This window comes from Rhodococcus koreensis, from assembly GCF_017068375.1.
Taxonomy (GTDB): Bacteria; Actinomycetota; Actinomycetes; order Mycobacteriales; family Mycobacteriaceae; genus Rhodococcus_F; species Rhodococcus_F koreensis.
The window spans coordinates 8,746,230-8,769,810 of sequence record NZ_CP070609.1 but is presented as its reverse complement, the minus strand read 5'-3'; the positions used below and the strand labels follow the sequence as shown (position 1 = coordinate 8,769,810).

22 protein-coding genes and 3 pseudogenes are annotated in these 23,581 nt (G+C 66.8%); 11 read left to right on the top strand and 14 right to left on the bottom strand.

Annotated elements, in window-relative coordinates:
- Positions 1-293: 293 nt before the first annotated feature.
- From JWS14_RS39965 to JWS14_RS39955, 4 genes and pseudogenes are all read right to left on the bottom strand, one after another.
- Complete coding sequence (locus tag JWS14_RS39965) at positions 294-1,166, bottom strand: amino acid ABC transporter permease (protein ID WP_206015708.1); 873 nt, start codon at positions 1,164-1,166, stop codon at positions 294-296.
- A complete protein-coding gene (locus JWS14_RS50505; RefSeq protein ID WP_259376117.1) occupies positions 1,163-1,885 on the bottom strand; it encodes an amino acid ABC transporter permease in 723 nt (240 codons plus the stop codon). Before JWS14_RS50505 ends, JWS14_RS39965 begins: the two co-directional genes overlap by 4 nt.
- Positions 1,874-2,683: pseudogene (locus tag JWS14_RS50500) on the bottom strand (glutamate ABC transporter substrate-binding protein); the annotation flags it as partial. The pseudogene JWS14_RS50500 and the gene JWS14_RS50505, both read right to left, overlap by 12 nt.
- A 14-nt stretch (positions 2,684-2,697) precedes the next feature.
- Complete coding sequence (locus JWS14_RS39955; RefSeq protein WP_275957902.1) at positions 2,698-3,474, bottom strand: amino acid ABC transporter ATP-binding protein; 777 nt, start codon at positions 3,472-3,474, stop codon at positions 2,698-2,700.
- A 693-nt stretch (positions 3,475-4,167) separates the two neighbouring features.
- On the opposite strand from JWS14_RS39955, the pseudogene JWS14_RS50495 reads away from it, so the two are divergent.
- Positions 4,168-4,321: pseudogene (locus JWS14_RS50495) on the top strand (esterase family protein); the annotation flags it as partial.
- A 917-nt stretch (positions 4,322-5,238) separates the two neighbouring features.
- Here the strand turns inward: JWS14_RS50495 and fabG are convergent.
- The 4 genes from fabG to JWS14_RS39935 all read right to left on the bottom strand — a co-directional run bounded on the left by fabG (position 5,239) and on the right by JWS14_RS39935 (position 8,630).
- Positions 5,239-5,937 (bottom strand): 3-oxoacyl-ACP reductase FabG, encoded by a 699-nt coding sequence (gene fabG, locus JWS14_RS39950; RefSeq protein ID WP_206015707.1) that lies wholly within the window; start codon positions 5,935-5,937, stop codon positions 5,239-5,241.
- A gap of 301 nt (positions 5,938-6,238) precedes the next feature.
- Positions 6,239-6,967, bottom strand: coding sequence for an SDR family oxidoreductase (locus tag JWS14_RS39945; protein ID WP_206015706.1), 729 nt, complete (start codon positions 6,965-6,967; stop codon positions 6,239-6,241).
- A 79-nt stretch (positions 6,968-7,046) separates the two neighbouring features.
- Positions 7,047-7,805, bottom strand: coding sequence for a nitroreductase (locus tag JWS14_RS39940; RefSeq protein ID WP_206016295.1), 759 nt, complete (start codon positions 7,803-7,805; stop codon positions 7,047-7,049).
- Between the two features lie 342 nt (positions 7,806-8,147).
- Positions 8,148-8,630, bottom strand: a complete 483-nt coding sequence (locus tag JWS14_RS39935) for a MarR family winged helix-turn-helix transcriptional regulator (protein ID WP_206015705.1) — start codon at positions 8,628-8,630, stop codon at positions 8,148-8,150.
- A gap of 361 nt (positions 8,631-8,991) precedes the next feature.
- Here JWS14_RS39935 and JWS14_RS39930 point away from each other — a divergent pair, with 361 nt between their 5' ends.
- Together JWS14_RS39930 and JWS14_RS39925 are read left to right on the top strand one after the other, a co-directional pair.
- Complete coding sequence (locus JWS14_RS39930; RefSeq protein ID WP_241031612.1) at positions 8,992-9,516, top strand: hypothetical protein; 525 nt, start codon at positions 8,992-8,994, stop codon at positions 9,514-9,516.
- Between the two features lie 354 nt (positions 9,517-9,870).
- Positions 9,871-11,037, top strand: coding sequence for a patatin-like phospholipase family protein (locus tag JWS14_RS39925; RefSeq protein ID WP_241031611.1), 1,167 nt, complete (start codon positions 9,871-9,873; stop codon positions 11,035-11,037).
- A gap of 444 nt (positions 11,038-11,481) precedes the next feature.
- Here JWS14_RS39925 and JWS14_RS39920 read toward each other — a convergent pair.
- The 4 genes and pseudogenes from JWS14_RS39920 to JWS14_RS39905 form a co-directional block, all read right to left on the bottom strand.
- A pseudogene (locus tag JWS14_RS39920) lies at positions 11,482-11,909 on the bottom strand (VOC family protein).
- 178 nt (positions 11,910-12,087) lie between these two features.
- On the bottom strand, positions 12,088-13,107 hold the full coding sequence (locus JWS14_RS39915) for a beta-ketoacyl-ACP synthase III (protein ID WP_206015702.1): 1,020 nt from the start codon (positions 13,105-13,107) through the stop codon (positions 12,088-12,090).
- Between the two features lie 516 nt (positions 13,108-13,623).
- The gene (locus JWS14_RS39910; RefSeq protein ID WP_206015701.1) at positions 13,624-13,902 is read right to left on the bottom strand and encodes a hypothetical protein; all 279 of its coding nucleotides are present in this window, start codon (positions 13,900-13,902) and stop codon (positions 13,624-13,626) included.
- A gap of 181 nt (positions 13,903-14,083) precedes the next feature.
- Complete coding sequence (locus JWS14_RS39905) at positions 14,084-14,248, bottom strand: hypothetical protein (RefSeq protein ID WP_206015700.1); 165 nt, start codon at positions 14,246-14,248, stop codon at positions 14,084-14,086.
- Between the two features lie 338 nt (positions 14,249-14,586).
- Here JWS14_RS39905 and JWS14_RS39900 point away from each other — a divergent pair, with 338 nt between their 5' ends.
- The 3 genes from JWS14_RS39900 (at position 14,587) to JWS14_RS39890 (ending at position 17,962) form a co-directional block, all read left to right on the top strand.
- The gene (locus JWS14_RS39900; RefSeq protein WP_420855130.1) at positions 14,587-14,724 is read left to right on the top strand and encodes a hypothetical protein; all 138 of its coding nucleotides are present in this window, start codon (positions 14,587-14,589) and stop codon (positions 14,722-14,724) included.
- A gap of 2,398 nt (positions 14,725-17,122) precedes the next feature.
- Positions 17,123-17,749 (top strand): carbonic anhydrase, encoded by a 627-nt coding sequence (locus JWS14_RS39895; RefSeq protein WP_206015699.1) that lies wholly within the window; start codon positions 17,123-17,125, stop codon positions 17,747-17,749.
- 51 nt (positions 17,750-17,800) lie between these two features.
- Positions 17,801-17,962 carry a hypothetical protein gene (locus JWS14_RS39890; RefSeq protein ID WP_206015698.1) on the top strand — a complete coding sequence of 54 codons (162 nt, stop codon included), beginning with the start codon at positions 17,801-17,803 and terminating at the stop codon, positions 17,960-17,962.
- Positions 17,963-17,997: 35 nt separating this feature from the next.
- On the opposite strand, the gene JWS14_RS39885 is transcribed toward JWS14_RS39890, so the two are convergent.
- Positions 17,998-19,395, bottom strand: a complete 1,398-nt coding sequence (locus JWS14_RS39885; protein ID WP_206015697.1) for an NAD-dependent malic enzyme — start codon at positions 19,393-19,395, stop codon at positions 17,998-18,000.
- A 284-nt stretch (positions 19,396-19,679) separates the two neighbouring features.
- Here JWS14_RS39885 and JWS14_RS39880 point away from each other — a divergent pair, with 284 nt between their 5' ends.
- The gene (locus tag JWS14_RS39880; RefSeq protein WP_206015696.1) at positions 19,680-20,018 is read left to right on the top strand and encodes a hypothetical protein; all 339 of its coding nucleotides are present in this window, start codon (positions 19,680-19,682) and stop codon (positions 20,016-20,018) included.
- 117 nt (positions 20,019-20,135) lie between these two features.
- Here JWS14_RS39880 and JWS14_RS39875 read toward each other — a convergent pair whose 3' ends face one another.
- Complete coding sequence (locus tag JWS14_RS39875) at positions 20,136-20,438, bottom strand: DUF4193 domain-containing protein (protein WP_206015695.1); 303 nt, start codon at positions 20,436-20,438, stop codon at positions 20,136-20,138.
- 323 nt (positions 20,439-20,761) lie between these two features.
- On the opposite strand from JWS14_RS39875, the gene JWS14_RS39870 reads away from it, so the two are divergent.
- The 4 genes from JWS14_RS39870 to JWS14_RS39855 all read left to right on the top strand — a co-directional run bounded on the left by JWS14_RS39870 (position 20,762) and on the right by JWS14_RS39855 (position 23,486).
- Positions 20,762-21,166 carry a DUF5319 family protein gene (locus tag JWS14_RS39870; protein ID WP_206015694.1) on the top strand — a complete coding sequence of 135 codons (405 nt, stop codon included), beginning with the start codon at positions 20,762-20,764 and terminating at the stop codon, positions 21,164-21,166.
- Positions 21,167-21,553: 387 nt separating this feature from the next.
- Complete coding sequence (locus JWS14_RS39865; RefSeq protein ID WP_206015693.1) at positions 21,554-22,312, top strand: cysteine--tRNA ligase; 759 nt, start codon at positions 21,554-21,556, stop codon at positions 22,310-22,312.
- A 574-nt stretch (positions 22,313-22,886) separates the two neighbouring features.
- A complete protein-coding gene (locus JWS14_RS39860) occupies positions 22,887-23,249 on the top strand; it encodes a hypothetical protein (RefSeq protein ID WP_206015692.1) in 363 nt (120 codons plus the stop codon).
- Between the two features lie 69 nt (positions 23,250-23,318).
- Positions 23,319-23,486: a hypothetical protein gene (locus JWS14_RS39855; RefSeq protein WP_167372148.1), complete on the top strand. Its 168-nt coding sequence runs from the start codon at positions 23,319-23,321 to the stop codon at positions 23,484-23,486.
- Positions 23,487-23,581: the final 95 nt, after the last annotated feature.

Here is a 23,581-nt window from a genome sequence, read left to right as displayed (position 1 = left end):
CGAGAAGGCACCACAGCGCACGGCCCGGCCGGCACCGCCGAGCGCCATTCGCCCGTTACCGGTCTCGCCAAACACCGGCAACCCGGTCGAGGATCGCATCCGCGGCCCGCACGGAGGCCTCCGCACCCAGCGCCCTGATGGTCGCCGCCGTGTCGACCACAACATTTGTAGCGCCACAACATTTGTAGCGCCACAACGTGGTGGCGCTACAAATGATCAACTACCGATGTTTCTCGCTCGGCCAGCTGGCCGCGAAACCGGCGGCCGGTCAGTGGCCGCGCCGAGGACCCTGCTCACAGTTGCGACAGTGCAGGCACTTTCGTCCCGGCAGCTGCTGGGACGGACCGTCGCCGTCCGGAGCGCACTCGGCGTTCCACCGCGACAGCGAGTCGACCCAGGCCGAAATTCACGATGACCATGAATGCGGCTACCACGACCAGTGCCGGGATGTAGTTCGAATACGTCGAGCCGGCTTGCACCCCCTGCCGCACCACCTCGATGTAGGTGATCTGGTAACCCAACGCCGTATCCTTCAAGATCACGACCATCTGGGCGATCATGGGCGGCAGCATCGAACTGATCGCCTGCGGGAGCAGGACACGGCGCATCGTATGCCCCGGTTGCAAACCGAGCGCTTCAGCCGCCTCCGTCTGCCCCCGAGGCAGGGCACGGATACCCGAGCGGACCAGTTCCGCGATGACAGCAGCGTTGCATAACGTCAACCCGCTGATCACCGCCGCCGGCGCAAGATAATCCACCGGGAACAGCGCCTGGCCCGCATAGAGTGCGAAGAAGAAGATCATCAGCACCAGCATCGGGATGGCCCGGAAGAAGTCGACGATAGCGCCCGAGGCTTTGCGGATCACCCAACTCGTCGATTGGCGGCAGGCCCCGAGAATGATGCCCAGCGTGACCGCGGCCACGATCGAGATGGCCGCAGCAACGAGCGTGCCACGGATACCGGGAAGCAGGAACGTCGTCCACATGTCCTCGGTGAGGAACGGCTTCCACATCTCGGGAGCCAGTTGGCCGTCGGCCCACAGTGTCTTCCCGACCCATGCCGCAATGGCGGCAACGACCAGGTAGAAGATCAGAGAGAGCCGGCGGTGACGCGCCAGGGCCGCGGGTCCGGGTTCATCGAACAGAACGTGATCGCTGTGGGTCATGATTTCACCGAGTATTTCTTCGCAAGGAATTCGAACAGCTGCCCTGTGGGGAGCGTCAGACACATGAAACCGATCGCGATGATCGCCCCGACCAACAACAGCGCGCCGGTATTCTCGACCATCTCTTTCATCAGCAGGGATGCTTCGGCGACACCGATGATCGACGCGATGGTGCTGTTCTTGGTCAAGGCAATCAAGACGGTACCGAGCGGGCCGATCACCGACCGCAGAGCCTGCGGGAGAATGACGAGTCCTAGGGTTCTGCCGAATCCGAGACCCAGCGCCCTGGCCGCCTCGGACTGCCCTCGGGCCACCGTGTTCACACCCGCTCGCAATACCTCGCAGACGAAGGTCGCGGTATACGCACCCAGACCCAGGACTGACAGTCGAAACGCACTGTCCGCCAATGACGTTGATGATGTGCTGTCGACCATCGTCAGGCCCAGGGTCTGCGCGAGCCCAAACGAGCAGAAGAGGAGTATCAACGTCAATGGCGTGTTGCGAACTATCTCCACGTAGATGGTCCCTGCCCGCCGCAGTGAGGCCACCGGGGAGAGCCGCATGACAACCAACACGAGACCGAGAAGGACGGCCACCACCGCGGCGGACACCGTCAAGGCAATGGTCGTTCGGAAGGCCGCGAGGACGGGTCCGCCGTACTCCGCAAGAACCGCCCGGGAACTAGTCGACGTGTCGGCGGCCGTGGTGTAGCGGTCCACGGGCTGCACCGGCAGCGGCCGGTACCCCGACACCCCCAAGTTCTCATCGAACGCCCGCTGCCAGGACCCATCGGCGACGAAGTGTTCGATCGCATCGTTGACCCTGCTGCGCAGTTCGTCGTTGTGGCGATTCAGCCCGATGCCGTACTTCTCGGTGGTGAACGCCGGGCCCGCAAGTCGCAAACGTTGGGGATCGCCCGCCGCGAATCCGGCGAGGATTGCATCGTCGGAGGTGACGGCATCGACTGCGTTGTTGCGTAGTGCCTCGATGCAGGCGACATTCGTGTCGTACTCCTGCAGCTGTGTGTTTTGAGCGTAGTTCTTCTTGATGTTCTGCGCCGGCGCACTACCGGTCGGTGCGCACAAGCGCTTGCCGTTGAGATCGTTGGGCCCATTGACAGAATTGTCACCCGAAGCGACCAGCAACCTCTGCCCGGCCACGAAGTACGGTCCGGCGAAGGACACCTTCTCCTTTCGGGCGTCTGTGATCGAATAGGCCGCGACGACCATGTCGACCTGACGGTTTTGCAGCATCACTTCCCGTTGGAAGGGCGGTGTTTCCTTCCACTCGATGTTGCCGGGCGGTACGCCCATGTAATTGGCGACATACCGGGCGACATCGACGTCGAAGCCGGAGAACGAGCCGTCGACATTACGCAGACTCATCCCCGGGCGATCGAAGGTGATACCGATCGTCAAATGCCCACCCTCACCCGGGCCGGAGGCCGCGCTGCCGCAACCTGCAGACAACACAACGACGAGCCCCGCCAACAGGCAGACGACTACTTTCTTCATCATGCGGACCCCACCTTTCAATGCTGAAGAACCCGAGCGAGGAAGTTGCGGGCGCGGTCGGTGGCCGGGTTGGCGAAGAAAGCCGCCGGTGTGGTGTCCTCCACGACGGAGCCGTCAGCCATGAAGATCACCCGGTCCGCTGCCTGCCGCGCAAACCCCATCTCGTGCGTCACGACGAGCATCGTCATTCCATCCCTGGCCAGTGCACTCATGACATCGAGTACTTCGTTGACCATTTCCGGATCCAGGGCCGAAGTGGGTTCGTCGAAGAGCATGACCTTCGGTTTCATCGCCAATGCACGCGCGATCGCGACCCGCTGCTGCTGGCCGCCCGACAGCTGCAACGGATACTTATGCGCTTGATCTGCGATCCCGACCCGCTCGAGCAATTCCAGCGCTTTCTGCGCGGCGAGATGTTTGTTCTCTCCGCGGACCTTGCGGGGGGCCAGGGCAACGTTGTCCTGACACGTCATGTGGGGGAACAGATTAAACTGCTGGAACACCATTCCGACATCGGCACGCAGCGCAGACAGCTCCCGGCCTTCGACGGGCAAGGGTTGCCCATCGATACTGACCGACCCGGAAGTCACCGACTCGAGGCGGTTGATCGTGCGACACAACGTTGACTTACCCGACCCCGACGGTCCCAGGACAACGACGACCTGACCCCGGGGGATCTCGAGATCGATCGACTTGAGCACATGAACCGCACCGAAGTACTTGTCGATACCGCGCAACTCGACCATCGGAGCCGCAGTGGCTGTGGCTTCGAGGGCCGGCGCGGGGGCTTTCATCGCCGCACCTCCCCACGACGACAATCGGCGGGCGACACCAAGCAGCCGGACAGAACGCCCGGGTGGGTCCGAGTTACATGATCTGACGTAATGTACATCGATGTCATGTGCGGCATCCCGACGTGGAGTCGGCGACCGTGTGACGCGGCGCCAAGTGCCGCTCGCGTCGAACGCAATGGTGGTGTCGGCACGGGAAATCCTTTCGGGGCGAGAGCCATATGAAATACCTCGCGTGTGAGGTGGAGTGAATTCCAGTCAAACAGTGACGTAGCCAATACAGAAGGTTCAAAATTCACTGTCTGTAAGTCGCGCAGCATCTCAAAAGCATTCACGCTCGTCCCATCATCTCGGCCAGGTTGTGCCACTTCAGCCCGCCAGGTTGTGCCACAGGTGCCAGCAGGCGGCTCCGGTTCCCCGGACGCGATCCAGGTCGCCGACCGCTGGCACCTGTGGCCGGGCCTCGTCGGCGCGGTGGAGAATACGGTGATCCGCCACCGCGTCGACCTGCGCCCACCCACCGAGACCACGAGTACCAACGACGGGATCGACAACCCCTCCTCCGCGACTACCGACCCGACCGAAAGTGGCCTGGCTGACGGTCGCCTGGCCACCCGAACCCGGGAACGCCACGCCGCCGTCCACGAATTGCTCTCGCAGGGAAGAACGATCTCGTCTATCTCCCCCGGACACTGCCACTGCACCCATAATCTGCAGAGCCGATTGAACGAGCTGGGTATCCCGGCGACCTTCCACCTTCGCAACTCAGGCACCCACCCCGTGGGGCTACTGGCAGGACGACCTCAAGGACTCATGGCCGGTGATTGCCGGGCCGCTGCGCGGCCTGTGACTCGAGCCCGGAGCCTTCGACAAGCAACGGGGCACCAATCCCGAGCCAGGTTGACCCCGTTGGCTATTCGCAGGGATCAGGACGCCGTACGCACAGCGTGTCGCGCTCTCCGCATGGACCGTGGTCGTCGTACCGCCGATCAGGGTGCGGAACCTGCGGCGCCCTCACCTCGCCCGGGCGAGCTCGCGATGCTCGACGGCGCTGACGCTCAGCCCTGCCGCGACGAACGCTGCCCGCTCAACGAGGGTGGGTCGGATTCGCCGAACGCCTCGAGCATCACCTCCGGTGCTCCCTCTCTGCGAGGTGCGTCCAGGACACCCCGTTCAAGGCCGCGACAACATCGCCTTCCCGATGTCGTGACACCACACCCCGTGACTGGGCCGCGGCCTCGCGGCGGACCCGAGCACCGACACGTTCGGAATCCGGAGCAAAGAACACCGACGCCTCCACATCGCGGCACCGCGCCCACTCACGCCACACCCGCGAGGTGCTGCCACCTCCCCCAGCAGACGAACGGGTGAGGGGCAGTCTCGAGAACTGGTGACGACAACGATGCGGACGACACAGAACCCCCTTCGCCGACACGCACGGCAGCCACGACGCGATAGCACGGTTCCGACTGGCCACCCTCGACACAGCGCCCGGATATCCGAAAGGCAATGCACTGCATGCAGATCGCCTCGACCTCGTGTCCTCGACCACGCACCTGAAGCAGGGTGGACGCAGGATTGCCGGCATCCGCGCATGCTGCGACGCCGGCATCGTGCCGGGGCCCGACCGAAAGTCCGACCCGTCACGGTAGTTGCGGTGGCGGCATTGAGCGGCCTACCCACCCCTGGCCGCCGTACCGAGTCTCGTACACAGCAGGCTGGGGCACTTCTCGGGGACGTTCCGTCCGTGCAGTTCAGAGGCGAAATTCAGTGCCCCATCCCAATTCCGCCGTCCACGTTGATGACCGTGCCGGTGATGTAGGCCGCGCCCGGGCTCAGCAGGAACGCCGCGGTGGCGGCAACCTCCTCCGGCTTGCCGAACCGTCCCATCGGAATGTGGGAGAGCGCGGTCTCGACGACCGTGTCGCTGACGGCCGCGGCCATGTCGGTTTCGGTGAAGCCGGGTGCAATCACGTTGGCCGTGATGCCACGTGAGCCGAGTTCGCGGGCCAACGACCGGGTGATCCCGACGACGCCGGCCTTCGCTGCGGTGTAGTTCACCTGGCCGGGCATCCCCGAAAGGCCGCTGGCCGAGCCGATGACCACGATGCGGCCGACGCGGTGTTTGAGCATGTTGCGGGTCGCGCGTTTGGTGACCCGGAAGACGCCGGTCAGGTTGGTGTCCACCACTCGGGTGAATTGTTCGCTGCTCATGCGCATCACGAGGGCATCGTCGGTGATACCGGCGTTGGCGACAACGCCTTCGACGGGACCGTCTGCGGTCTCGACATGGGTGAACGCGCGGTCGACCGAGTCATCATCGGTCACATCGCATTCGACGCCGCGGACACCGTCCGGCACGGCGGAGCCACGGTGCGTGCCCCACACGGTGTGCCCCTCGGTGACGAGGTGGCCGGCGATCGCGGCGCCGATTCCTCGGTTCGCTCCGGTGACGAGGACGCGCAAAGGGGTTACCTCCAGTAGGTGTAGATCGTTCAGGGATTCGTGGCGGGTTACTCAAACCCCGCGGGCGCAGCATTGTTCTCGATCGGCACGATGACCGACGCGCTCCTTACTCGCCGATATCATGCACAACCGGCACCGAAAACCGAACAGTACAAATGATTACCAAAGTTCCTTGCACAGCAACATGCGGTGGCCGCAGAGGCAACCCCGGCCGTCCCCCGCGTGTTGCCATCCCCCGGGGTCGGTCAGGCCTCGGCTCGCGGCAGTCTCGGTCCACACGTCAGGGGAAGGCGCCGGCGCCTCAGGAGAGCCAGTCGGCGTAGCGGGTGGGGGCGAGGTGAGCGTGCGTGTCGGTCAGGACGTCGCCCTTGACGACGGCGAACATGCCGGCGGTGGGGTCGGTAACGACGGTACGGTTGTCGCCCTTGCGGGACAGGGCGATCCGGCCCAGCTCGTCCAGGGAGAAGACCTCGGGGCCGGCGATGTTGCGAATGCCCCTGAGCGGGGCGCCCGCGGCGACCTCCGCCACCGCACTGGCCACGTCCTTGGAGGCGATCGGCTGGATCGGGGTGGCGGGCAACCGGACCGTGTCGCCGTCCGCGGTCCAGGACAGGACGGCGTCGACGAACTCCATGAACTGCGTCGCCCGGACGATCGAGTACGGGATCGGCCCGGCCGCGAGAATGTCCTCCTGCAGCACCTTCGCCCGGTAGTAGTCCAGCTCCGGAACCTGGTCCGCGCCGACGATCGAGAGGATGACGAAGTGGCCGACGCCGCCCCTCTGGGCCGCGGCCAGGAGGTTGTCCATCGAGGCCCGGAAGAAGGCCGGGGAGGCGTCGTCGAAGGTCGGGGAATTGGTCAGGTTGACGACGACGTCGACCCCGGCCACCGCCTCGTCCAGTCCCCGGCCGCTGATGACGTCGACGCCGGTGGACTGCGAGTGCGGTACCGCCTGGTGCCCGGCGGCATTCAGATTCTGCACGACCTGCGACCCGATCAGCCCGGTACCGCCGATGACTGCGCACTTCATGAGATGCCCTACTTTCTTGTCGTGGGTTGAACTGGTTATTCGTACGGTCAGCGGGCCCCCGGGGATCCGGGGACGGCTGTCATGCGAGCGGCGGGCGAGGACCGGACAGGCTTGGCCGCCCGGTGTCCTGCGACGACTCCCCCGCCGACCGACTAGCAGCGGGCGATTGTTGGTAGTCATCGACGAACGTGACCGTCTCGTCCAGCGGCGCCCGACCCGTACGGGCATACCCCACCGCGGTGTCCTCGAACCCGATCGACATGCCGCAGAAGAGGATGAGCCCGTCCGGGGGTGACAGCACCTCCGCGATGGTCCGGCGAAACACCGACCAGGCCATCTGGGCGCAACTGTGCAGGCCTTCGGCGCGGAGCAGCAGCATGACCGTCTGCAGATACATGCCGACGTCGGCCCATTGAGCCGGACCCATCTCGCGGTCGAGGTAGCAGAACAGGGCGGCGGGCGCGCCGAAACAGTCCCAGTTCGCGGCAGCGGCCCTCTGGCGCGCCTCCCAGTCCTCGCGCGTAATACCCAGTGCGCCGTAGCGCTGCTCACCGAAGGCGGATCGGCGCTCGTGATACGGGGACTTCAGCACGGGCGGGTACATCTCGTACTCCCGTTCGTCCCAGGGCTCACCCGCCGCCACACGCTCGCCGGCGCGCTTCTTGAGCTCGGCCAGCGGCGCACCGGTCAGCACGTAGGCGTGCCACGGCTGAATGTTCGATCCGGACGGGGACCACGCCGCGGCCGACAGCACACGCTCGAGCACCTCCCGTGGGACCTGCCGGTCGGTGAATCCGCGCACCGCCCGTCGGCTCGTGACCGCGTGATAGGTGTCCACGACCTCCCACTTCCCCATCTGCTCGACTTACCGATTTTCGTTACGTTCGATACGGTATCATTCAATATGATCTCATTCAATATGATCTCATTCAATACTAATTGGTGTGACATTCGAGCCCCGACGCATCGCAAGGAGGGAGACCCGCACGGGCGCCGACCACGAACGTCGCCGTCGTCGACCGAATCCGCCACCGGAACCATGTCCCGCCGGCCAGCGGGGTCCGCCGAGGGGCGCCGGCGCGGAGCACCGATGGCCGCAGGCCTCGAGTCCGGATTCGCCACGACAACCCCGTCAGATCACGCGCGCCCACCGGCAGGCAACCGGAATACGCGGGCGCGCCTACCCCTGACCGTCGGCGGACAGGAACCGGGTGAGCAGATCCCTCAGCTGCTCGGGCTCGCCGGGCCCCAAGACGGCAACCAGACGCTCAGCCAGCGGCTCCGCCGCCACATGCGCCGCATCGAAAAGCTCGAGACCCGCAGGCGTGATCTCCACCGCCCGCGCCCGCCGGTCCCCCGGCACGGACTTGCGCACCGCCAGCCCCCGACGCTCCAGGTCGTCCACGATTCGCCCGGTCCCCGCCTTGTCCGACCCCGTCGCCGCCACCAGGTCCCCCTGCACCGTGGCCCCCCGGTCGACCAGCACGATCAGCACCGCGAAATGCCGCAACTCGATGCCGAGCGGCCGCAGCGCCTCCGCCATCACCGCGGCCGCGTGCCAGTGCGCCCGGCGCAGCAGCAAGCCGAGAGCGAACGGCGATGCATCCCCGGCGCGGCCGGTCGCCCGCGAGGCGGTGGTTCTGCGAGGAACACGGGCGGTCATGAGGCCACATTACCGCCATCGATTCATTCGATACGGTTTCATCTGAAACAAAAGGTCACGTCTATTGCAGTCCCTTCCAACCCACGCCGGAAGGACCTGATCACGACCGCGGGGCGCACCGCCGACAACCAGTCGATCCACCCGCCGGCAATCGACACCGACCCCACACCCCGCACCCCGCACCCCGCACCCCGCAAAGCGGTGCCGTACCCGCGACGCCACGGATCGACCTCGGGCACCCGGGCCCCGGGCTCCGCACCGACCACCGCATTGTCTCCGCCCGCCTGCGGGCAACGCTGCTCCGACTCTGGAACCTGTGAACCGATCCACGTTTTACAGGCGTGACCAGGGTGTACGACACGTGTGTGCCGGCAGCGGCGGCGGGTATTCGATGTCGATGGGGTCGAACGTCGACGACTTCGCGCACGAGGCGAGGCTTGCGGGGCACCTGGTGGAACTCCTCGGGAACCGAGAGATGGGCGCCCTGTCCGCCGAGCTGTCCCCGCTCGTGCGTGCACCGGGACCGGAGAGGGCGCGCCGGTCCCTCTACGGCGGTGTGCTCACCTGGCTCGTCACCGCGATCGCGGACGTGATCACGGCGCGTCTGGGATACCCGGAGAACGGTGAGGCATTCGTCCTCGAGGTCCACACCACCCGCGGGCGGCACCTCGGTCTGGACGAGGTGCCCGCATCGGCGAGCCGAATCCTGCGGTCGGTCATGGCGCTGCTCGCCGGCGACCGCGTCGGGGCCCGGGTGCAACTCGACGCCGCCCAAAGCGAACCCTCTCCACTCGTCCGAGCAGAGACCCTGGTCGATGCCCTGGTATGGCTGAATGTCCTTCTCGACGTCAATCTTTCCGCGTTTCCCGACCGTCCGCCGGAATAGGGAACATGGGCCCCGTCGTGCCCTGTGCGAACCCGCGCGGACAAGGACTAGAGAGCGGTAGATAGAGCAACAACGATGATCGACGAGGAAACCACTGCCGCACTCGCAGGTCACCACCGGGCATGTCATCGTCGCCTGGCGACAACTACGGCAGGGATCCTCGCGGGAGCACGCCACGATCACCCGGCACTACCTCGGGCTGCCGGCGGCTCGACCGCGGGCCAAGTGTCGCCTGGATCAACCGGGTCGACTGATCCGGGCCGATGTCCTCGCCACCGACGGGCGCCGTCACCGCGACAGCCCGAAACCAGTCAAACGCTCCCACAGGCCAGAGCGGCTCGCTACTGTCAGCGGGTGGCCGAGCGCGTGGGACTCGTCGTCTCGGGTGGCGGCGCCCGCGGCGCCTACGAGGCCGGCGCCATCACCTCGCTGCTGCCCCGACTCGGCCGTCCGCCGACGATTCTGGTCGGTACCAGCGCCGGTGCACTGACCGTGACCGGTCTCGCCGCCGATGCCCATCTGGGCCTCGACCAGGCCGCCGAACACGTGGTGTCGCGATGGAGTTCGGTGGCGCTCGACGACGTGTTCGGAGTGGTCAGCAGCATCGCCGGCGGCGGCCTGCGGTATCTGGGGCAGCTCGCGGGGCTGCACGTGCGACTGTCGAGCCTGTTCGACACCACCCGGATGACCGAGACGATCACCAAGCTGGTGCCGTTCGAGCGGGTGCACGAAAACATCGAGCGGGGGATCGTCGAGGCGGTCGCCGTCGCCGCCACCTCGGTCGCGACCGGCGGCACCGTGGTCTTCGTCGAGAAGCACCCCGCGATTGAGCTGCCCCGGTATGACGCGAACCGCAACATCAGCTACGTGGAGACCGAGCTGCGGCCCGAGCACGTGCTCGCGTCCGCGGCGGTGCCGGGGCTGTTCCGGCCCATCCACATCGGAACCCCGCCGGCGTGGGCCGGCTGGTACGTCGACGGCGGATTGCGGCTGAACATGCCGCTCAAGCCAGCCGTCCAGATGGGCGCCGACCGTCTGGGCATGGTCTCCACCCGGCCCCGCCACTGGCCGACCGGGTTGCCGTCGCAGCAACACACCGGCACCGGCGAACCGGACATTTTCAACGCCGCCGGGGTGATCCTGCGGGCCATGCTCGCCGATCGGATGGTCGAAGACCTGCACCGTCTCGAGTCCCGCAACGCACAGGCGCACGCCGACCCGGGCGGCGCGCCCTTCCGGCACATCGATGTCGAATTCGCCGGTCCGCCGCTCGAGCGGGCGGATGCGCTCGCGGTCCTGGCGGACGAGGTGTTCCGCCAACGGTATCGCGGGCTGCGGCGGCTGCGGCATCCGCAACTGAGCGTGCTGGCCCGGTTCATCGGCGGCGAGGCCACCGACCGCGGGGGCCTGCTCAGCTTCCTGTTCTTCGACCCGGCATTCACGGTGCCCGCGGCGGCGCTGGGTCGGGCCGACGGTCGGCTCCGACTTCACCGACCCCGGACCACCGGGCGCAACGCGTAGCGTGTGATCCGCGCCCGCCGCCGCGGGGAACCGGCCGGGATGCCCGAGTGGAGGCCGACCCTTCCGGTAGGTGGTCGGTGTTTTCCGGTCGGTATCCGGTGTCTATCGGATCGGACGTCGCGGTGGCCGACCATGCCCGCAGGCACAGCACACCTGATCACCCGGATGAAGGACCGGGACGTCGGGGCGCCATCGGCCGAACGGTCCCCTTTGGCGCGGGCAGGGGGCCGCACCCGGCGCGATCGGCCCCACGAAGGCTACTCACCTGGCTCGTCACCGCGCTCGCGAACGTGGACGTCGCCCGCCTTGGCGTCCCGGAGGACGGGCCGTCGCTCGTGCTCGAGGTGCACACCGGCGGCCGAACCGTTGGTGCCCGCGACGTGTCATCAGCGACGCCGAAACGCCGATGCCGGGTTGCTTTGATGCCGGTCGAGGTGCGGAGGATCAGGGCGACGGCGCGGTCAACTCGAGCGCGACGCCGTCGGGTCACGGAACTCAAGGATCGCGAGGCCTACGGCGGTCAGATGTTTGATTCCACCGTGATCGACTCCGAGTTCTTCCAGCAGCGCTGCGGTACGGGTGAGGTCGTCGACGCTGGGCACGACGAAACTGAGGTGATCGAGGCCGGCCGGGTCCTCGTCGAATCGGTCGAACTCCGGTGCGGCGGGTCGCAAGCCGAGCAAGCCACCGGGGAAGGCGTAGATGACCCCGCCGAACACGAAGGACAGCGCCTCCGCGGTCATCTCGCCGGCGTTCTCCGGCACCTCGAGGACGACATCGAAGCCGAAGACGGCGTCGTAGAAGGCACTCGAGCGACCGATATCGGTGACGGTGAGGCGGAGGTGGCTGACGTTGGTAACGGCCACCGTCATGGCGTACTCCTCTCGTGGAACCCCGCCAAGGACGGGTGTGGGCGGGCAGGGATGATGATCCTCGCGCGGGCGCGTCGACGTTCGGCATTCCGGGACGGGTGCATCGACGGGCGCGTGGCTCGGACCGGTGAGGAACGCCAGGGCTGAAAGTGGTGGTGGCGGTTCGAGATCAAGCTTCTCAGGAGTGCTGTGGTGCGGCGGGCAGGGTGACGACCTGGGCGGCGTAGGTCAGGCCGGCGCCGAACCCGACGAGCAGTGCAGTGTCTCCGGCGTGCGAATCCCCGGTGCGGAGCAAGGTTTCCATGGCGAGCGGCACGGAGGCGGCGGAGGTGTTGCCCGCCTCGACGATGTCCCGTGCGACAACCGTGGCGGGTTTCAGCTTCAGTCGCTTGGTGATCGCTTCGGTGATCCGCAAGTTCGCCTGGTGTGGGATGAAGGCGTCGACTTGGTCGATCGCGACACCTGCCCGGTCGAGGGCAGATCGGCTGACTTTTTCCATCTCGGACACCGCCCATCGGAATATCGCGGGCCCGTCCATCCTCACGGTGGGCGGTGGGCCCATCGGATTGTCGCGGAACGTCGTCAGCGACGGATGTTGCGTGAGGGCGTGCGCCTGGGATCCGTCCGAACCCCATTCCACCGGTCCGATGCCCGGTTCGTCGGAGGGACCGACCACCACAGCGCCCGCGCCGTCGGAGAAAATGAACGCGGTGGACTTGTCCGTGAAGTCGACAAACTCGCTGAGACGCTCGACGCCGATGACCAGCACATGGCTGGCGGTGCGCCCGCGCACGACATCGGAGGCCAGTGCGAGTGCAAGGCAGAAACCGGCGCACCCGGCGGAGACGTCGAATGCGCTTCCGGTGATCCCTAGCTGGTGCGCGATCTGCGGGCCCGCTGCGGGCGTCTGGTAGGGGAAGGTCGAGGTTGCCACGATCACGCACCCGATCTGGTCCGGGGGCACCGCGGACGAGCGCAGGGCGTCTCGACCGGCGCGCACGGCCATGTCGATCAAGGTCTCGTCGGGTCCGGCGAAGCGCCGAACCCGAATGCCCGATCGGACCCGAATCCATTCGTCGGTGGAGTCGATCTGACGGCAGATGTCGTCGTTGGTGACCACCCGACGTGGTCGATGCACCCCCAGTCCGAGGATCGAACTGTTTTGGATTTCCTGGCTGTTCGTGATCGGAATTGCCACGGGCGCTCTCCGTTGGTCGACCGGCAGCACTCGCCGTCCGCGTCTGCTGGGTGGTTGTTCGCTCCAGTGTCGTGACCGCCGGCGACGAAGGGCAGCCACCCTAGGGTGCGGTCGCCACCACCTTGTTTCGCTCCCGTCGGCCCTAATTGGTTTCTGTCGGGTGAGACCCGTTCGACGGCACGCACTCGAAAAACAAAAGTACGTATATGGATTCAGGGCGGCCGCGAGCGCGGATACTGCGCGGCGGCGGTCACGTGAGCACCTATTGATTGACGACCATCACTTCGTCGGACGTCGTGAACACCCTCTCGACCCGTCCAGCGGCATGCCGACTACTGGCAAATTCTGTGTGGTGGCCATCGACGACCGTGGCAGACCTTGTTCAACTCCTGCACTGCCATCGCGCTGGAGCCACGACCCCTACCTGCAGTGGCGCGCGGACACCGCCGTGCAATGGCTACCGTGACGACAGCCGCCGGTACCGGAACAATCCGCCGGGATCGTCGCCGCTCCCGATCATTGAATGTGCAGACACTTCGCGGTCGCCCACGCATACTGCAGCGCGGCATCGACATGCGCGAGCGCAGCCCGTGCGTCCCGGATCTGGGCCGCGACGACCGCTGCCAAGGCATCCGGATCGGTCGTCGAACCCTCCCCATCACTCCGCAGACCATGGCGGGTGTCCGGCCAATCCTCGATCTCCGCCCGCACCCGCAGGAGCCGGTCCCGGAGCGCCAACACCAACTTCTCAGTGTCCCGCGCATTCTCCCGGTAGGTGCTCGTCGGATCGGCCATGCCCTTTATCCTCCTCTTCCCCTACCCCGGCCGAGACGATCGTTGGCCAGGTCGTCCAGGTAGCGCTCCAGCATGAGTTGATCGACGCCTGTGACGTCGCCGATGGGGTAAGTGAGGACCGGGTGCAACGGGTCACCGTTTGAGATGTCGCCGGTGGTGTGGATCGAGCTGCGTCCGATGCTCAACCACCAGCGGGGACGAACGGTCTGGAGTTCGAGAGGTCCTCCGCACCGATAGTCAGCTGGGCGACCGCGGTGACCTGCCGACGGCATTCGCCGAGCGCCTCCGGGGTGACCCTGGCGGCGTCGAGCCGGTCGCTGAGCGGCCGATCGAGGCAGCTCCACATCCGGAGGGTGTCGAAAGTCAGGTCTGCCCAACCGGTGTGACACGCAACGTCGATACTGCGCGCGGCTGCGCACTCGTCCGCACGGAAGCGTCCGCCGGCCCTGCGACCGGCACCTTCGCTGAAAGTCCACCGTAGAGCTTGCCGATGACCAGGACCTGTCGGCGGAGGCTCCCCTCGGTGATTGATGCCCCGCGGGATACCGATGGGGATGCCGTGGCGTTTCTTCTCGCTGCTACAGGGTCGAGGGGTCCCCGACATCGATCTGGGCCGCCGGTTGGCCGCAGCACGATTCGGCCGACCTTCGATGGCCATGAACATCGTTCGAAACGCGGTCGTTGTTGTGCTCCCCCGAAGTCCTCGCCGCCACCTTCAACACCCACCTCGACGATCTACCGAACTTCCCGTTCACCACCGACGACGGGCTCATCGTCACCCGCACCGACCGCTCGACGAACGCGACGTCCGGCGAAGGCTAACCACCAACCATCCGGACCGCGATCCACAGCCTTCCCCTCCCCGAGCACGGCATCACTGATGATCAACGCTGAGGACCGCGTCGATCAAGAACTGGGCCGGGCCTTCACCGAATGTCCCGGTCTGCCCGCAATGTCGATACTGTGCCCGCGTCGGGACAGGCACACCGACAGATGTACGTCGCCGACCCATTCCCTCGCCCACTGCCTTGATCTACTCGACCGCAACATCGTCTTCGGTCACGTCAGGCACGTGGGGTGGGCTTCGCTTCCCGGGTCGGCGAGAAAGCCTCAGCGGAGATCCCGGCCGGTTCATCCGTGAGCATCGGCGCGACCGCGAAGCGACTGTGCGCTTCAACGATGGCGTCGACTTCGTTGATTCCGGCGGCTGCCCGACGCTTCAGGATATCTGACGTGGGTAGGCAGGTTGGATTGGCCGAACTCAGCAAGCCATTGGCCCGCTCGATCGAGTCGACGCTCGCCCAATCATGCGTGTGCGGGCGACCCCTGCAGGGTTACCGGTATCGGCGGTTCGATTCGCCGTCGATCAAGCGGTAGACGACGTACAGGGAGAACCACGTGATGAGCACAGCCGCGAGAACCAGCAACACCTCGAAAACGATGACCACCGTCACATTCTAGAGCGCTGGGCGGCGGTGATACGTGGGAGGCACCGTCTGGGGCACGAAGGACGGAAGCATCGGTTCTCCGGCGTGTGAACAGTGGTGTGGGCGGGTGGGTGTTCGGCTCGTTGCGGGGCGGGAGCATATCGATTACCCGGATTCCGCGCTGGCGACGTGTTTCGATCCTCACCGGGTCGCATCCCCAAGCGCGGACAAGCGGGGGTGGCGGGAGCACGGCGGAACGGCAACGCGGCCAGCGCCGGGGGTGCGGGCAACCACGCCGGCGTACTGATCTCGTCGAAGTGTGCGGTCAGCCCGCCGCAGTAGGGGTTTCGCCAGGTGGCGAGACGATCAGCAATCGGCAGGTTTGCTCCGCCGCCCTCCTCGCAACAGGCGATTTCTCGCCATGCATGGAGGCTTGCGCCTCAGTCCGACTGCCGGGACCTACCACCGTTCGCCCAATGGTCGGTTACCGCGGTTTACCGTTACGCTGATCGAGTTCCTGTCAGGCTCAATGGTTTTGGCATCCGATGTCCGCCTGTTCATCCTGATCGGCATGGTGCTGCTGCTGTTCCGGCCCTTCGCGTACTCCCTGTTTCGCCCCGAGAGAACATCTACCTCCGCAGCGGCTCGTCGGCCACCGCCTCGACCCCCACCTGCTCGGTCTCCACAAGCGACGCCGACGCGACCAGGAGCAGGCCTCCGACGGATCCCGCTGCCGGGGCGCCCCCTCACGCGCATGTGCTCCGGAAGACGCGGTGACACAAGGGCACTGACTGACTCGGCGACCGACTGTCGGTCGTCCCAACTCAGCGACAGGCCGCTGGTGGCACGGTGTTGGTGTGTGTGCGGGGACGAGGACCACCGGGCGGCGGCCGTGGTGGATCAGGTGCGAGGACGGTCGCCGACTCGGATACCAGTGGCTATGCGCGGGTGCGCGAACGCCAGGTGGACGATCGAGCGTGATGACTCGACGCCCCGGCGGGTTCCCGGACGGTGGTGGTACGGCGGCCGGGTGATCTGGTCGCGGGGGTGGAGAGACGGCGGGCGGGCGATGTCGTTTTCCGGGGTGGACGTTCCGGCACGGATCGGGTGAGGCTCATCGAGAGGTTGGCCGCCAGGATGTGATAAATCTGTGGCCGGACGAGGCCGGGTGGCCGCAGGACATCGGTGGGGCGGTTCCTGCTCGAGGTGACCTCGTCGACACGGGGCAGTTCCTGCTCGAGGTTGTCCGGACGTCGGAGGACCCACTAGGTGATGGGCCCTGTCAGCAGGCTGACCGCGCCGTCAACCACCAGGAGGGCGCCGCCCCAATCCACATCATCGCGTTCATGGCTTCCTGCTGGGCCGTGATTCGCGCGCCGGGGTGGGCCCTCGGGTTCCGGATCAGCGGTTCGGTCGGGACACGAGACTCGCGAGGACTATCGAGGGCTGTCTCCCCCGTCGATGGTGGCCCGCCGGAAGCGCGCAGGACGTCGATCTGGCTCGACGCCCGCCACTGGCGGGACTGGCCACCGCTGCACCCATCCCCCCAGTGGGCGCCACCCGACGACGGGCGTTTGCTGCAGCATGATCTCGCTCACAGGATGTGTCGGGCGGTCACACACCCGCACGACGCCGCGGGAGATTCCAGGCCTCCGACTCGCACCGGCTGATCGGCACGAGGCGTCGCCCGTCACTTCTCCTCACACGTCCCGTCGGCGAGGCGCGAACCGGAGTTTCCGTCGCCGTAATGTTCCCGCCGAGCAGCCGCAACAGGGCGGGTGCACGATAACCGCATGCCCCACTCCAACCCGGTTGCCGCGTGGAAAACCCTCCGCCAGGGTAACGAGCGCTTCGTCAGCGGAGTCTCGATCCACCCCGGTCAGGGAATCGCCGACCGCGCGCAGCTCGACGCCGAGCAGCACCCCACCGCGGTGGTGTTCGGATGCGGAGACTCACGTGTCGCTGCGGAAATCATCTTCGACCAGGGACTCGGTGACATGTTCGTCGTCCGAACGGCCGGCCACGTCCTCGACGACGCCGTGCTCGGTTCCATCGAATACGCGGTGCAGGCCCTCGACGCGCCCTTGATCGTCGTGCTGGGTCATGACGGTTGCGGCGCCGTGAAGTCCACGCTCGACGCGCTGGACAAGGGCAAGGTTCCGGACGGCTTCATCCGCAGCATCGTCGAACGGGTGGCGCCGTCGATCATGGTGGGTCGCAAAGAGGGCCTCACCACCGTCGACGAACTCGAAGGCCGCCACGTCGTGGAGACCGGGGCTCTGCTCATGCAGCGTTCGCGCATCATCGCCGATCGCGTCGGAAGTGGTGCCTGCGCTATTGCCGGCGTCACCTACAAGCTGTCCGACGGCCGGATGCACCTGCAGGGAGGGGTCGGAGACATCGGCGAGCTCCGCGACTGACGCGACACACCGAGCCCGCCGATCCACCGGTCCATCCGGAGACCTGACGCGGTGAACGGAACGCACGGGCAGATCGCGAACCGGCCGATCTCCGCGGCCCCCGAGGTCACCGCGGAGGAGACGCGGAAGGTCCTCGCCAGGACGGCGAGCATTGCGACTCGATCGATTCCCCAGGTGCCGACGCATCGGGACACCGCGTGCCCGCTGCGGTGATCGCCCGGGCGCACGCACGACGAAGATCGAGTAGCTCACTTCTGCGGGTGTGGCCCCCTCTCGGCCACCTGACGCACCGCCGCCGCGACCGCCGGCGCGACACCCGCGTCGAACACGCTCGGCACGATGTAGGTGGCATTGAGCTCGGACGGCGACACCCTGTCGGCGATCGCGCGGGCCGCGGCGATCAGCATCTCGTCGGTGATATCGACCGCGTGCGCGTCGAGCAGACCACGGAACACCCCTGGGAAGGCGAGGACGTTGTTGATCTGGTTCGGAAAGTCCGACCGGCCGGTGGCCACCACGGCGGCATGCTCACCCGCGGCGACCGGATCGACCTCCGGGACCGGATTGGCGAGTGCGAACACGATCGAGTCGTTGGCCATCGCCGCGATGTCCTCGCCCGTGAGAATGTTCGGCGCCGAGACCCCGATGAACACGTCCGCCCCGACCAGCGCGTCCCGCAGTGATCCCGTCCGAGCCTCCGGATTGGTGTGCTCGGCGATCCAGGTACGAAATTCGTCGGCGGTGTCGTCCGGGGACAGAATTCCCTTCCGCCCGCAACCGATGATGTTCGTGCCGCCCTGGGCGACGAGCAACCGGATGACGGCGTGCCCGGCGGCGCCGACACCCGAGACCACGATCCGAGCCCGGTCGAGCGTCTTGCCGACCACGCGCAGCGCGTTGGTCAGGGCGGCCAGGACCACGATCGCGGTGCCGTGCTGGTCGTCGTGGAACACCGGAATGTCCAACATGTCGCGGAGCCGGGCCTCGATCTCGAAACACCGTGGGGCGGAGATGTCTTCGAGGTTGATCCCGCCGTAGACGGGCGCCAGGGCGCGGACGATCTCGACGATGGCATCCGGGTCCTGGGTGTCCAGGCACACCGGCCAGGCGTCCACACCGCCGAACCGTTTGAACAGTGCCGCCTTGCCCTCCATCACCGGGATCGACGCCGCGGCACCGATGTTGCCCAAACCCAGGACCGCGGACCCGTCGGTGACCACGGCGACGGTGTTGCGTTTGATCGTCAACCGGCGCACGTCCTCGGGGTGTTCGGCGATCGCGGTACACACCCGGGCGACGCCGGGGGTGTAGGCGCGGGAGAGGTCGTCGCGGTGTGTCAGCGGAACCGTCGGGTTCACCTCGAGTTTGCCGCCCAGATGCAGCAGGAAGGTGCGGTCGCTGACCTTGCCGACGGTCACCCCGGGCACCTCGGCGATGGCGGTCGCGATCTGGTCGGCGTGCGCGACGTCCGAGGCGTCGCAGGTGAGGTCGATGACCATGTGGTCGGGGTGGCTCTCGGCCACATCGAGCGCCGTCATGGCACCCTTCACCGACGCGATGGCCGCCGCCAACGTGGACGTGGTGCCGGCGCCGACCGGTGCGTGGACGCGGACGGTGATCGAATAGCCGGGGCTGGGACTGGGCATGGGAACTCCTGATCGAGTGACGAGCAGCAGGCGCCTACAGGGGGCGTGACCCGATCGGCCCGCACGGCTGGCGCTTCCGCCGCAACATCTTCAGTCTGCGCGGCCAACGCCGATCCGGACAAGAGGAGTTCGGCTGATTCCGCGCGCGAAACGCTGCCCCGCGTCGCCGGGCCGCGGAGCAGGATGGAAGACACCCGCGGCGACCAGCCACCAGGCGCGAACACAGAACACCGCCGCTGCGGCGCCCAACCGCGAGAGACAAACCGGAAAGAGCAGGAGCCGTCATGACGGCACACAAGAATCCACCGGTCGGGCCCACCACCGATCACGAACGAATCCGCTGTTGGATCCAGCACCATCACGGGGCGCCCGCAACGACCACCCGGCTCCCGGCCCGCCCCGCGTCGGCGACGACAACGCTGCTGGTCGACTTCGCCGGTCTGCGCCCGGGATCGGGTCTCGAGCACATTTCCTGGAAGCAATGGTTCGCCCTGTTCGACGCGCAGGCCCTCGCGTTCCGATTCCCCGGCACCGAGGACAGTCTCGCGTTCGAGCTGATACCACGCACCACCGGAAGACCGGCAGGGCGGCACCAGACCACACCCCGACCGGCACCGGAATGAGAGTCGAGAACAGATGACAGGGGAATCGGCACCAGGCCGATTTCGTCGAGTCGACCCCCTCCCCAGCAAAGAAGGTGGTTTCGAGCCGGCGCACACCCCTCTCCGCCCGGCCTCGGGTCAGCCGGCGCAGTCGCGGCAGATCATCTGCCCGCCGCTGGTGTCGACGAGCCGGCTGCGATGCTGGACCAGGAAACACCGGGTACAGGTGAATTCGTCGGCCCGCTTCGGGATCACCCGCACACTCAGTTCCTCCCCGGACAGATCCGCGCCGGGCAGCTCGAACGACTCGACGACGTCCGGTTCGTCGACGTCGACCACCCCGGAGCGGGGATCACCCCGCCGGGTCTGCAGTTCGTCGAGCGATTCGTCGTCCAGTTCCTCCGGACGGATTCGCCGGGGTGCGTCGTAGTCGGTGGCCATGACTTCTCCCTGAGTTCGGGTCGGCACCGGATTCCCACCCACCTTCGGGGTGCTGTATAGACAACGCCCGGGCGGGCCGTATCGTGCCCACCCGGTGCGTCATTCGCACTGTCGACCGCCCCGGCACCGTCGGCCTCCCCCGCTGCGATGCCGGGCACGGCAACGGCGCCTACCACCACAACGGCGGGTGACACCGCCACACGATCGGCGGCACCGAATACATCGAGTACGTCGGACACAGAGCACACGACCTGATCGGCGGGCCAGATCACCGATCCATCTCCGGTCAATCTTCGCCGCATCTCAACACGTACTGTGGTGCCGTGCACGATCGACTGCCTCCCGGCCTCCCGCTGGACCCGTTCGCCGGTGACCCCGCCGACCCGGCAGCAGCCCTCGACGCCATTGAGCCGGGCCAGCCACTCGATCCCCAGGAGCGGCTCGCAGTGGAGGAAGATCTGGCCGACCTCGTCGTGTACGAGGCGCTGCTGGCACATCAGGGGATCCGCGGTCTCGTCGAATACTGCGAGGACTGTCAGCACGATCACTACCAGGATTGGGACATGCTCCGCACCGACCTCCTCGAGCTTCTGGCCGGCGGCCCCGTCCGCCCGCACGAGCCGGCCTATGCCCCGACCCCCGAGGCGTACGCCACCTGGGACTACTGCGGCGGGTACGCCGATGCCCAGGTGAACAATGCGGCGCACGGCGCCACCTTCGACACCTGAGGGCCCAGCCGCCACAACGGCCGGACATGTCGCATCCGCGGCGGAAATCCCGCAGCGCACACGAGCCCGACCAGATGGCCGGTGCACCGAGCTCCGCACGACCAGCGCGGCGGAATCGGGCACTTCCCTCCGCCCGATCCCGCGCCTCCCGCACTTCCGTCGCATCGAGCTTCCCATTCTGCGCGTGGGCCCTGGACGCGATCTCCCGCGATGCCGTCCCGCTCGCACCGGCCGGTCCCACGCTCACCGGCGGCAATCGCAACACGGGCCGTGGGGGTCTCACGGGCTGAGCAACGACGATTGGCCACGGCACGGTCTGGCACCGGCCCCGTCCCCAATGCGGGCGAGGGCTGTCCCGGGCGAGACCGCCGCGACGAGACTGAGAAGATGCTGATCCTCTCCGGAGCCAACGTCCCACCCACCACACTCGGTACGCCGGGCAGCGTCGTCCACCTGTGTGTACGCATGCCCGCCTCGGACCGCGCCGCGACAGCCGGGGCGGTCCGCACACTCCTTGTCGCCGACCTGACCCGACGGGTCCTCGAGGATGTGCACCGCTCACAGGTCGCACTCACCCTCCTCGCCCCCCGACCCGGTTCACCCGTGATACCAGGCGATCTCGACGCGTGGATGATCCGCCCACCGGCAGGAATCTACGATTCCGCCGACGCCGCCGCAGCCGCAGTCGGCACCCCGGTCGGGCTCATGGTGACCGCGGCCGAGGACGACACTGCCGAGTCTGCGCTGACCGTCGGTGCCGCGGCCGGGTCCGAGCCGCTCGACGATCTGACCCACGCCGGTCATGACCCGCTGACGCTGCGTTGTGTGCTGCTCTCGACGCACTACCGGCAGCAAGCGCCGCTGACCATGGAACGGATCGCCGACGCCGCGGGGCTGTTGCATCGATGGCGGCAGCGCGTCGCCGACTGGAGCACACACATCTCCGTCCCGATGCCCGCAGACATCCTCGAGGCCACGTATCGCGCCTTCGACCGAAACCTCGACGTGCCGGCGGTCCTCGACCTGATGCACCACGTCGAGTCCGACGCCGCGATCGCCCCGGGCGCCAAATTCGAAACCTTTGTCCACCTCGACCGGGTGCTCGCCTTCGATCTACCCCGCCACCTCGGCGGCCCGCACTCGTGAGATTCACCGTCCCGAGCCGCCGTGCGCCGGCGGGCAACACAGTCCCGTGTCCCGCGCCGCGGAGCTGGCACCCGGAAACGGGTACACCTGCATGCGGCTCGGGATATCACCGAGACCGGCTTCGTCAGCGGCTCACACCCAACGCGGCCATCGTCGGTCAGCCTCAGCAGGCTGATTGCGGTGCTGCCGCCCTGCGCTGACGGAACCCCGTAAGGGAGTAACCCCATCGCGGAACGGCCTTCCAATCAGTGTGCGCGCGAGCGATGTCTGCCGAACGGTTGATTGGCAGTATCGTCGGCGATGGGAGCGACTTATCACCTCGCCGGGGTGGTCGGGATCCGCGAGATCGGCGCTCTGGTGTGTGCGGGCTCCTCGGGGGTGGCAGGATCCTGGCCGCCGCAGGGTCGGCTGGCCCGGGCCGATCTGCGGGCTCCGGTGACTCCGCACCAAAGGTTCGAACCCCACCGACGGGACGGTAAACAGCAGGTCAGCGCTGATATTTAGCATGCTTCGACTTGCATGTTTGCATTAGCGGTGATTCCCCGCTCTGGACGCCCGGAGGAGAATCAAGGCCATGAGCACACAGCACGATGACCACGCGATCCGCGACGGCGTGAACTGCGTAGCCCCGCCACCTGACAGTGTCATCGAGCGCGTCACCCCCGCACTCCGCGCCGCACTTTTCCGGGAGGAGAGCCGACTGGCAGAGCGATGCGCCTCGGTTGCAACCGTCGAACTGCACGACGCAGCCATCAAGGCCGTGAACCTCGCGCATGCAAACCTGAGCACGTTCCTCGCCGCCGACACTGCGCATTCCGACGGTCCCACCTCGCAGAGCGACTACTACCGCTTCGCCTACGCACTGATCGATAGGATCACCGAGGCACGCAAAGCCGGCGTCGACGTCAGGCTCGACAAGCTCGAGATCCGGCGCTGACGTCAAATCAGATCAAGAGCAACGTCGGCCCGGGTGGGGCAACCCACAGTGCAGAAGTGGTGACCGGGTGTGATCCATCAAGAGATCCGGGAGTGGGTCGCCGAGTTGATGAAACTCGACATCGCCACGGCCAGCCCCGGAGAGTTGGCCAAACTCGACGCCATGACCGCGCTGGCCGAACGGCAGTATGTGCAGCAGCTGCTGAGCCTCCACGAATTCAGGCCGCTGGCGGGCTGAACCGGGCTAGACGCTAGGAGGCCACTGAACAAGGCTTGCAGTGGGGCGGGAAGAACGCCGACAAGGCCGTCTGTGCGGCATAGTCAGACCTGTGC